Here is an 11,689-nt window from a genome sequence, read left to right on the forward strand (position 1 = left end):
ATCTAAAAAACTTAAAATTAAACTATGAGTTCATGGATAAATTAAAAACTGTGGCGTAAGTACGACAGTTTTTTTCCTTTTTCATTGGGTTGGAATATGTAAGGTTACGTACTTTAACTGTAGAGGACTAGTACTACCCGTTCATATTAATTTCATAGACGTTTAGGATATTGTTTTATGGGAAGTGTTCTTGCTATGAAATCGGGATTGTAAATATAGATGGACGTGATTCAAGTCAAAGAAAAGGCACTCCTTAGAGTGCCTTTTCTTTGACTATTTTATATGTGCGAACGCTTTCAAAATTATTGGATATAAATTGATGTACGCATTGTATTAAATGGTGCATTTATAGATGTCTTTTGGTACTCAAAAGTTCCTTGTTGGTGTCCAGAAGCATCCCATTTATAATACCAGCCAACGATTGGTCTTCCGCCAATTATAGTGGAATCAATACTTTTTACATTAGAACCATTCATTTTAGCAAATGGGTTTTGGCCATAGCCCATTTCTTTCGTTGTAATATATAAGTATTTTCCCCCGTGGTTACGCGATGTGCTGAAGCTGTTCTGATTAATTGTTTCTACCCCGCCTAGCTCAGACTCTACTTGTACGACGTTTAGTGAAGTAAGTGGTGCTGCTGGTCCAGCTGAAGCTTCTGTTGCCATTCCTAATCCGACGAACGCTGTAATTGCTAACGATGAAATCCCTAGTGCTACTTTTTTAAACATAAAAAACATCCCCTTCCATCTATTGTTTTCTCTTTCATTTTCAATATAATCCTAATAACCTTATATGTAAATAGATTGTAGCTGTATAAATATTAGTGCGAATATTCTATTATATATTTCTACAATTCTATTACTTAATATGAATGATTTACAGTGCAAAACGAAATACACACATGTCAAGTTTGTAGTGTTGACATAAAAATTGTAAACTGGCTTATGCCTCGTATTTATCATATTTTATATCCAATATTCCTAAGCTTCTGTATTCTAGAATGTTTTTACTACAACTATTCATTTTTTCTTTGCAGGAACAACTGTGATAACATCTCCTTTATCATTTAAAGTCAGAGAATGTAGAAATTATAGCTAGTTATTGATATGCTACCTACTACGTACTGGAGCGCAACCTATCTGATAGGTGAATGATTCATGTGAAAAAGGAAACGCTACCAGTTCTATAGCACCTCCTTTTTATTTAATAAGTTAGACAGAAAGAATAGAAATAATGTTTTTCCTGTTTCACTATCCTTTTGTTTGTAAATGAACTGAGTTTTGAAAAACTATCCTATATAGTATGAATCGGGTATAGACATTAAATAATAGAATAGGGCACCTATTACTCCACAAGTAAAAATAGTAAATCCCATATTTCTTATGCCTTTAATTTTTGACCACAATCCAATAAATCCTGCTATTAACCCACTTAAAGAGAATAGTGAAAAGTTGGAAACGGGTGTAAGAAGAAATTCCGCATTAATCCCTGTCCCCCAACAAACAATAGGTAACACGACAAGGGTAAGACAAAGTAATCCCATTACACTTACAAGTAATTTAAGATATTTGATACCTGCAATAATTAAATAGATTCCACCTATAAATCCACATAACCAGTAAATTGGCATAAAGTAAATCCAAAGAAAATGCAAGATGATCATATGTAATTTCCTCCTATTTATTTTCGCTCATTGTAGTTCTGGTTATTTGATGTTCTGAATTCGTTGCTAATTTATTAAGTTGATTTAGCGTTTCTTCTAAATCAAACGAATTAAACCAACGGTAATCCTGTCTGTCTAGAATACGATAATGCTGACTAATTAGATTTTGTTGTAAGCGAAAGTTCCCTTTTTCTTGAATCTGCTTCCACCAGACTTTTCCTCCCAATGTTTTTTCTTTGAAGTTGTTAGTGCTATTGTGGGCCATTGTTTCGATTACTACTAATGGATCATCCCCAAGAGTATTCTGTAAAACTTCACTATCTCTAAACAATGCACAAATAGCAACAGTGTTGGTCCAACCTGCATTCGTTCTCCCTTTCTCAATTTGAACAAGCGTTTTTTTTGATATGCCGAGAACTTCAGCCATTTTATCTTGTGTATATCTTTTTTCAGTGCGTATTAACTTTATTTTCATTGAAATAAGTTCAATTGCATGCTCCTTATTCACTTTACTCCCCCCTCAAAAGTAACTAATGTGTTATTTAGTGTAATTTTACACTTTAATCAATTTATTTTCAACTCAATCCTCCTTAAATCTTGTAAGAAATAATTGGATAAGTCATAAAAAAGGCATTCCACAGTTATCTATGAGAAGGTAGCTCGACCATCGATTTCTAAACTCGATGGAGATATGTCGAGATCACATTTCATTTTAATTAAATAAAAAACCCGTAAATAATTCACGGGTTTTACTTTAATAACTAATTGCTATTGTACCTTCACCTGCATGAACCGCAAATGAAATTGGTAATGGATATAATTTGAAATCCATTTCAGGGAATGCTTGTCTAATATCTGCAATCCATTCCTCGGCTCCATCTTTATCATTAGCATGGAACATGTGAAGTACTTTTGGTAATTCTTTTTCAAGTTCATTTTTAATATATTCTCGACATTTTTGGATTTTACGAACTTTTTTTTCAAGTAAAAGCTCTCCACCTTTTACTTCTAATATTAAGTTAACACTTAATAAACTTCCAAGTAAAAATTGAATGCCCTTTACACGACCACTTGCATAAAGGCCTTTTAAACTTTTCGGGAATACGTGGAAAGGTCTTCTTTTTTCATCTACTAATGTTTTGTGTATATCTTGTAAAGTCATACCATCATTGTATAACGATTTCGCTTTTCTAATTAGTTCATCCATTGGATAACTTGTTGTTTCACTGTCTAATACCGTTAATGGAAAACCTGCCATTTCTGCAGCTAGCTTCATATTTTGATAGGTTCCACTTACTTTTCCGCTAATAGCAACTGCAAATCCTTCTTCATATTCTTCTTTGCATTTCGTAAATAACTCTACCATTTCCCCAATATTAGGTTGTGAAGTAGTGACTGTTTTACCTTCGTTTAACGCATTATAAACACGTTCACGTACACCTTCTTCACAATCTTTGTACGCCATTCCATCAATAATAACTTCGATTGGGATAACAAAGTTATCTCCTTCTGTTTTAAAATTCGCAGTTGTACTATCAGTAATCCAAGCAACACGCTTCATGTTGTTCCTCCCTTAATTCAATTCCTCTTTTCTAATTTTTCTATATATTTATGTTATAAAAAGAGAATATCCCTGTAATAGTAACAGGACTTTATTGTTTTGGCTATAGTAGATGTATATTAAATGTGACTATTTCTTGTCTATTTCACAAATAAAAAAGAAAATCAAGGAATTTGCTCGATTTTCTTCTTATCATATACTATTTAAAAGTTTCATTATCTAAAATTACAACATAATCATTCGTTAATCTTCCAGCTTCTTTTGTATAACTAACAAGCCTTTGTATATTATCACAGCAAATTTTTGCTCCCCATACGAGTAACGGTACGCCAATAAAATCGATATGGAACCTTCTAGAAAACAGCCCACCGAAAGTCATTGGTAAAGGCACTGTTGGTGATGTGTTAGAAAATATAATCTTTTCATGGCTTTGATAATGTTTTTGCAAGATTTCTCCTAAATGCTTCATCGCTGGTACAACAACTTTTGATGCGCCACATCCAATCGTATATACAGGATGACCATGTTCATCGATTCCATGAAAAATAATTTTTCCCATATCTTCTGTTTTCAATTTATTAAAGTAATCTACATTCAAAATTTCTTCTTTCGTTAACTTACGATCCGTTGGTAATTTATTTAAATGATACGCTGCAGCAAGTGAAGTTGTATGAGTACCGCCGAAGTCTGTGTAAATGTATATCATATTATCATCCCTTGTTGTAAAAGTTCAATGTTAATTAGTATTACCGTTCTTAGCAATGTTAAACAAGGGGTGAATGCATTTACGTTTTTTGTGTTAATTCATTATATTTTTTCCAAATATAATAACGTCTACTAATCACAGTGCCTAATGTAATACATAAAAAGGCATTTGTTACAACCATTAATGTCTGGTGCGTACTACCAGAAAACATACTTTGTTTAATCATAATTTTTGCTCCTAAAATAACAAGAAGGATTATTGTACTTACCCAATTTCCTTTTCGGAGTACATGACCTGTTTTACTATCAAATCGAAATGTTAAAGCTCTTCCCCGTATAATCCCTAGACCTAAGCCAATTCCAAGCATTACAACAAACAGTAGTCCTTGCAGCAAAGTTATTTGTCCCATATGAATAATGGACTGGATTGTTACAAAGCACAACAAAGCCGGAATGAGCCAAATACGGTTTATTTTCACTTTTCGTTCTTTACTTTGCATCAAAACAATAATAAGAACAACAAGTAAAATATCCATTTAGAATCCTCCTATAAACTTGTTTATCTTTAAAAAATATATTCTCCTCTTTTCATTCCATACTTGAAATACGATAGCTACTTTTAAGTGTAAGTTGGAAAATGTGATTTCTCATCAGTCTTAAGCATTATTTATAAAAATAAAAAGACGTACTTTTTACTCGTACGCCTTTAATAACTCGTTTAAACTCCTATTTATCAACTAATTCCACACCTTTAGAATTAGTTTTACCCAACACTCGAATGTTAAATTTATTAATGGCTTTTAAAAAGATAATATAAATACAATATCCAATAATAGAACCTATAACATTACAGATCACATCATCAATATCAGTAATTCGTCCTACTCCACTAAATAAAGACTGAATTAATTGTAGCAATTCGATACTAACTGATATAGTAAATCCTAATAAAATAGTATTTTTGAACTTTTTATATTTATCCCATAAAATTGGTGCTAAAAATCCTAAAGGCATTAATAATAAAATATTCCCGCCTACATTTCTTACAATAAGACCAATCATAAATAGGGCATCCCCATCATAAGCACTACCAATTTGATTGATGTCTTTAATAATTGATGCAAATGGTATTATATTGACCGAGCGATTCAGATTTTCAATATTAGAAGGAAAACCGATTGGTAAAGGGAATAAAGTTACTGCAACAACCATACAAATGTAGACCACGAATAAAAAACTTATTATTTCTTTCCACCAAATCATATGTTTTTTATTTTTGGTACCAATTAATATTCCACGTACAATTAAATAACAAATAACCCCTAAAATAATAAACAAACTACCGTTGATCATATACAAATTGTTAACACATCCTTTCATATGAATTAATAATTTAAATTTACAATTATATAGTAATGTTTTTTAATTTAAAAATCCATATAAACATATGTAATTGTGCAGAATTACAAAAACCCCTTATTTAATAAATAAAGGGTTCCTCGTTAACTAAAATATTTTTCAGAACAGAAACAATCATAAACCCGTTTAAATTATTTTCGTATCTCTTCTTTTATATCCATATAATTAAAAAGCTCTTTCTATTTCTGTCATTAATTTTTCAGGTCCTGCCCCTTTATTCGATGGAATAACTAAAGTGATTCCTAATTCTGGATATATGGCCGAGCGAAAACTGACGCCTAGATCATATCCCATTACATGATATTTGAATACCTTGTTTTCTCGTGTTTCAATCCATACTCCATATCCGTAAGACTGTTTATCATTTACATGAATGTGGGGAGTTAAAAGTAACTTTGTATATTCCTTTCCTAAAATTTCATTATTAAATAGTGCCGCCCAAAATTTCAACATGTCTGGTGCAGTAACATATGCACCTCCATCAGCCCCTCCTTTTATTGGTATAGAGTAAGCGTTTGTTCTCCAATTTTGGTTGGTTTCGTCCTTTATATATCCTAGAGCTGTATGTCTTGGTAATTTATCTAACGAAAAATAGCCAGAATCATTCATGCCAATCGAATTAAAAATGTTTGTTTCTATATACTCCGTAAATTTAAGTCCCGTCTGTTCTTCTATTATTAATCCAAGTATGATAAAACCTGCGTTGTTGTAGTGAAACTTACTCCCAGGTGCAAACATCATATTACTGTTTTGGAATAATGGTAAAAAGTCTTTTAAGCTCTTTAATAGATACATAGGTGTTTGTTTCCAAAGATCCTCGAAGTTATCCATAATACTTTCATCAAAATAATCTGGTATACCAGAGCTATGCGTTAGTAGTTGATGTATTGTAATATCTTCATCGAAGTTTGGAAGTTTTATCTCTAGACAATCCTTTAATTTTGTATGAAAAGAAATAACACCTTTTTCAACAAGTTGACAAATTCCAATTGCAGTGAAAATTTTACATCCTGAGGCAATGCCGAATCTTGTTTGTATCGTATTGTTTATACATTCACTTTTGTTTGCGTAACCCATTGCTTTTTCATAGATTAAGTCTTTTTCTTTTTTTACTAAAACTACCCCAGAGAAATCTATTTTCTTTTGTATTTCTTTTACAATTTTATTAATTTCATCTTTTGTTTTTATCACGACAACCACCCTTGTCTTTCGGTATTGTTCTTTACCCTTATTAATTTTTCCATATAAAGGGGAAAGAACCCTTTTATTAAATACGATAAATTGTTAATGAGAACACAAAGTTCATTTCGAATGTATTCCGCTATTTGTGGGCAGTAGGACCCCTATCTCAAAATTCAGCGAAAGCAAAGAAGTTAAGTGGGGACCCTGCTGCCCGTAAAAGCCCGATTGGTGAGGGCTGATAATCAGTGGGGGATGCCCCCCTCATTAAAGTTTCACTTTATTGATTCAGTAGAATACAACTTAGATTGTGATGGGAATAAAGTAAACACACACAAGACGATAGTAATAAATAACATGATCAATGAACCTACAATAACTACCAGTTGTATAGAAATGAACTGAGTCGCAACACCAGATAATATTGTAATAAAGATTGTTACTAACGCAATAACAAGTCCATATATACTTCCGATCCGTCCCATTATATGAACGGGAACGTTATTTTGGTAAAACGTATAAAAGCCTGTATTTGCATATGCCATAGAGAAAGATAAAATAAAGAATCCAATAGCAGCTATTAAAAATATATTTGAAAAAGCATAAATTAAATAACCAATTGCGATGAATAATGATCCTATTCCAATTAGAAATGAAGGTGCTAATTTCTTTGACAAAATTGTATTTGTTATGGCACCTAAAATAAATCCTGCACCAGCTATACTAACTAGAAAACCATATTCACTATCTGTTAGTAGTAATACCTCTTTCGCAAACGATAGTTCAAGTGAATCAGTAGCGGTTGCTAATACGAACATACTTTGAAATAAGAAATACACACATACGACATACACATGTTTTCTACTAAAATTTATAACAGTGTTCCAATCTTTTTTTAATACTGTAAGAGATAATGTATTACTTGTTGTATCCGAAGCTTCTTTCTTATCAAGATTAGGTAAAAGTAATGTAATTAATCCTGATAAGAGAAATGCTATAGCATTCATATATATAGCAAACTCTGGTGTACCTGCAATTAATAATCCCCCCGCTACTGCTGGTCCAATTAGTGATGCACCAGATCCTATTAAACTGCGTAGTGAGTTGAAACGTTGTCTTCGCTCTACTGGAATTAATTTCGTCATATACGTCATAGCAGTTGGCTCATAAATTGCACTGGCCATACTTATAAAGAATACGAATACATAAACAATCCAAAGTGACGGAAGTAAAGGTAAAATAGCGATAAATAACACACGATATATATCGAGGTGAATCATTAATTTCCGTTTATTTAAACGATCAATCATACTCCCAGACCAAGCGTTTGTAAATAAAATGGCTAATGGTTTTATTACATATAAAGTAGCAACAGCTAAGGCTGAGCCACCCATATTATAGACAAGTACATTCAGTGCTATTAAGTAAATCCATGCCCCTAAATTCGCAATACCAACTCCGGACAATAGTAATAAAGGATATTTCCAATCTTTAAGTAAGTTCTTCATTTTTGGCCCCCGCTTTCCAAATTGTTTTAAAACAATAAAAAAATCCCACCCCCAAGACTTTTAGTCTTAGGGACGAGATTTATCATCGCGGTGCCACCCTAGTTTATTAATATGTCGCCATATTAACCTTATCAGGTACTGCATTATTTTCATGCTTATACCTTAGCTCTATAACGGGAGCTCCCGTCACACCATCCCCTAATAATAGGTTCCGATGTGCTGCTCAGAGGCTTGGTTCAATAAATAATTTTTACTCCTTTTCAGCTACATGGAGCTCTCTGTGAAAAATTCATTTTATTTACTCTTCTCTTCACTGCATTTATTTTTTCCATATTATCACATATACATTTAACTGTAAATAAAAAATAATCAGATATTTAACAACTTGTCATTTATTATTTTTTCTAAAAATTACGGTGCGTGAAATTACTCGCAACTCTAAAGAAAGAGCTATTTGCATACAGCTCCTTCCAAATGCCTGGATTAATTCGTATTCGCCTCTGTTAACGGTTGTAACGGCGGTTCTAATTCTAGTTCTAGTATATCTCCTTCTTGTAAATCTTGTCCTTTTTCAATACTTTGACTCGTTACATAACCCGTACCAGAAGTTTTCAAATCTAATTTCAAAAGTTTAGAGAAATACATAACATCACGCATGGACCACCCTTTTACATTTGGCATTTGTGCGTTATTCCCTAATAAAAATATACGATCACCTTCACTCATTACCTCGCCAGACTGTGGATATTGTTTTATTATTTTTCCTTCTCCTAAAATTACCGGCTGTAGCTTCTCTTTTTCTACACTTTTCTCTATTGTATCCATCGATTGATTTACATAATTTTGTACTTTTAATTGAGATTGTTTCGCTGCATCAGCTATTTGTTTTTCTGTATACGGTTTCACCTTTAAATATTCAAGGCTGTTTTTTATAACAGGTTTAAATATTTCAGCAAGAGGCTGAGCTCCATACTCACCTCCTTTTAACTTTGGCTGCTTAATAGCTAAGTATACGATTAACTCCGGATCATCAATTGGAGCCATTCCTAAAAAGGAGAAAATGTAATTCTCTTTCCCTTCCATATATCGGCCGTTTTCAGGATTCGGTATTTGTGCTGTTCCTGTCTTACCTCCAATTGGATAACCATCTACTTTATACATTGTACCAGTTCCTTTTGAAGATGTTATAACACGCTCCATTAAGCTTCTAACCTTGTCCGCTGTTTCTTTTTTTATCGGATTCCCAATTTCTTTCGGTTGATTTTCCATAATAACTTCTTTGTTTGTTGGATTTACAACTTTATCAACGATATATGGTTGCATCATTTTCCCGTCATTTGCTATAGCAGTAGCCGCTTGGATTAATTGAATCGGAGTTACTGTAGAACCTTGACCGAAAGAAGTTGTAACCTGTTGAATTTGTGTATTTAATAATAAAGTATTTTTACTTTCTCCAGGTAAATCTATCCCTGTTTTTTGATTGAATCCAAATTTATTCATATATTGCTTAAATTTATTTGGTTTCAATAACTGATCTTCTAAAATAGAAAAAGCTACGTTTGATGACCTTTCAAATCCTTCATCAAATGTAATTGATCCCCATCCAAATCCACCATTATGGTCTTTTATATCAGATGAACCAACGGAATATTTTCCAGATTGAAAATATTCTTTTCCGTTATATACACCTTCATTAATGGCAGCTGCTAACGTAAAAACTTTCATTGTTGAACCTGGTTCATATGCATTTGCAATCGGGTCATTTAAAAAGTATTCGATATCACCTACATTAGGATTGTAACTAGGTTTACTAGACATTGCTAAAACCTTTCCTGTTTTTGGATCAGCAATAATGCCAATTAACATAGAAGGATCATAATGTTCTTGCGCTTTGTTCATCGCTTCTTCTAAAAAGCTATTAATTTGTTTATCAAGCGTTAAATATACGTTATTCCCATTTTTAGCTGGTTCTACTTTACCTATATCATTCGTAAGCGGAATCCCCCTTCGTGTACCCACATATTCTATATTCCCGTTTGTCGAGCGCAAATATTTATCCAAACTCTTTTCAAGCCCAAACTTCCCTTCCGTATTCCCTTTATCATCTGGTCTAGCAAAACCAAGTATATAGGATGCAAAGTCTTCATTCGGATACACTCTTGCTTTTTCCGACATAAAAGATACACCTGGTATTTTTAAATCATTAATTTTTTCCTTCTTTTCCCTAGATAAGTTCCGACCAATTTTCCCAATTTCAACTTGCGTACGCCCTTCATGAAAGTTTTTTAATACTTCTTCTTTATCAATTTCAAGCGCATCGGCTAATTGTTGTGCGGTTTCATCTTTATTTTTCACTTTATCTTTTCCTTTTAAATTCACAACAACTCGATACGTTGTAGAATCTTGTACTAACACCTTTCCGGTTTGATCATAGATAGTGCCACGATTCGCTTCTAAAACACCTTTTTTATTATGTTGTTCATTCGCGAGATCCTTTACATTCACATTATGCACGACTCCTACTGCCTGAATATAGAATATACGCAAAATCATAATAAGAAACAAAACAATAAAAGCAATCATCATATATCGAGCGCCTTTATTTGTTTGTAGTTTTTGCATACTTATCTCCTCTCTTTTGGAATGGATTCGTACGAAGATCTGTTTTAAAATTTGTAGTTTTTGTTTGCGATACTATATGTTTCGAAGTTTTCTTTTTAATTCCTTTAAAACAATGCAAAACTAACTGTTGTTATTTTGTGTCATTATTTTATATATTTTAAATACGGTGCGTGAAATTTCAGAATATTTATTAGTGAAACTTGATTGCATAACACTCTAAACTCTTTTCTTATTGCCTATAAAAAGTTCCCCTCTGGATTTCCAAAGGGGAACTTTTTATAAGAAAATTATGCGATATGGTTATATTTTGCTAAGAAAGGAATTCGTCTCGCTACTAATGCATACATTTTGAATACGAATTTCGCTATTGGTTCAAACATACGTGTACTTTGCATTACTAAAGCGCTCGTAATAAGTGTTAAGAATGCTGCACCAAATATATCTAAAGGATAATGAACACCTACGTACATACGTGATATACCGACTAGTACTGCCCATAATAGCGCGATATATTTCAGTTTTTCTCCTCTAAGAATAAATACGAAGGCGATTGAAAATACAAGTACAGAATGATCACTAACGAATGATGAATCTGCTGCGTGTGGTACTAATTGATGTACATCATGTGATACAAACGGACGCGGATGGTAATATACCGCATGTATAAGAACATTTACTACTAATGCAATAATAACCGAAAGCGTCGTATATAAAACTGTATATTGTTTTCTAATTGCATTCTCTTTCTTTCCATTATTAAACCATAAGATAAGCATAAATAAAATGGCTACGTATGCAGCGCTATTTGTAATAGAAACCATTAACGTATCTAATAGTTTAGATGAATCAGCAAAATTATTAAACCACTGAAATACTGTGTAATTCATAATACTCTCTCCCTACTTACAAGTGTTCTTGATTTACACAGTATACAATACCATTATGAAAATGGGCTTAAACTTTTCTCATCTAATTCTCATTTTACTATTACTCATGTGACAATTATAAAGCAAATTTTATACGCTATTTATA

General features: G+C 32.5%; 11 protein-coding genes and 1 other annotated feature. All 11 genes read right to left on the reverse strand.

What is annotated here, in order from left to right; translation table 11 throughout:
• Positions 1 to 302: 302 nt before the first annotated feature.
• Positions 303 to 728, reverse strand: coding sequence for a DUF4879 domain-containing protein (locus ACQRBL_RS13290; protein ID WP_097966185.1), 426 nt, complete (start codon positions 726 to 728; stop codon positions 303 to 305).
• Positions 729 to 1,288: 560 nt separating this feature from the next.
• Positions 1,289 to 1,663 (reverse strand): hypothetical protein, encoded by a 375-nt coding sequence (locus ACQRBL_RS13295; protein WP_000584709.1) that lies wholly within the window; start codon positions 1,661 to 1,663, stop codon positions 1,289 to 1,291.
• A 13-nt stretch (positions 1,664 to 1,676) separates the two neighbouring features.
• Positions 1,677 to 2,171, reverse strand: a complete 495-nt coding sequence (locus ACQRBL_RS13300) for a helix-turn-helix transcriptional regulator (protein WP_001031006.1) — start codon at positions 2,169 to 2,171, stop codon at positions 1,677 to 1,679.
• Positions 2,172 to 2,417: 246 nt separating this feature from the next.
• The gene (locus ACQRBL_RS13305) at positions 2,418 to 3,224 is read right to left on the reverse strand and encodes a DegV family protein (protein ID WP_411995537.1); all 807 of its coding nucleotides are present in this window, start codon (positions 3,222 to 3,224) and stop codon (positions 2,418 to 2,420) included.
• A 199-nt stretch (positions 3,225 to 3,423) separates the two neighbouring features.
• Entirely contained in the window at positions 3,424 to 3,930 is a 507-nt protein-coding gene (locus ACQRBL_RS13310; RefSeq protein WP_000639421.1) for a DUF3189 family protein, read from the reverse strand.
• 79 nt (positions 3,931 to 4,009) lie between these two features.
• Complete coding sequence (locus ACQRBL_RS13315) at positions 4,010 to 4,465, reverse strand: DUF1453 family protein (protein ID WP_000353711.1); 456 nt, start codon at positions 4,463 to 4,465, stop codon at positions 4,010 to 4,012.
• 190 nt (positions 4,466 to 4,655) lie between these two features.
• Positions 4,656 to 5,288 carry a VanZ family protein gene (locus ACQRBL_RS13320; RefSeq protein ID WP_000281839.1) on the reverse strand — a complete coding sequence of 211 codons (633 nt, stop codon included), beginning with the start codon at positions 5,286 to 5,288 and terminating at the stop codon, positions 4,656 to 4,658.
• Between the two features lie 225 nt (positions 5,289 to 5,513).
• Positions 5,514 to 6,539, reverse strand: a complete 1,026-nt coding sequence (locus ACQRBL_RS13325) for a serine hydrolase domain-containing protein (protein WP_411995536.1) — start codon at positions 6,537 to 6,539, stop codon at positions 5,514 to 5,516.
• A gap of 263 nt (positions 6,540 to 6,802) precedes the next feature.
• On the reverse strand, positions 6,803 to 8,035 hold the full coding sequence (locus tag ACQRBL_RS13330; RefSeq protein WP_023522087.1) for an MFS transporter: 1,233 nt from the start codon (positions 8,033 to 8,035) through the stop codon (positions 6,803 to 6,805).
• 65 nt (positions 8,036 to 8,100) lie between these two features.
• Positions 8,101 to 8,358, reverse strand: a binding site (T-box leader).
• Positions 8,359 to 8,518: 160 nt separating this feature from the next.
• Positions 8,519 to 10,657 (reverse strand): penicillin-binding protein, encoded by a 2,139-nt coding sequence (locus ACQRBL_RS13335; RefSeq protein ID WP_023522086.1) that lies wholly within the window; start codon positions 10,655 to 10,657, stop codon positions 8,519 to 8,521.
• Between the two features lie 287 nt (positions 10,658 to 10,944).
• Positions 10,945 to 11,544, reverse strand: coding sequence for an undecaprenyl-diphosphatase (locus tag ACQRBL_RS13340; protein WP_411995535.1), 600 nt, complete (start codon positions 11,542 to 11,544; stop codon positions 10,945 to 10,947).
• Between the last annotated feature and the right edge of the window lie 145 nt (positions 11,545 to 11,689).

The organism is Bacillus sp. AF62 (genome assembly GCF_050312695.1).
Taxonomy (GTDB): Bacteria; Bacillota; Bacilli; order Bacillales; family Bacillaceae_G; genus Bacillus_A; species Bacillus_A cereus.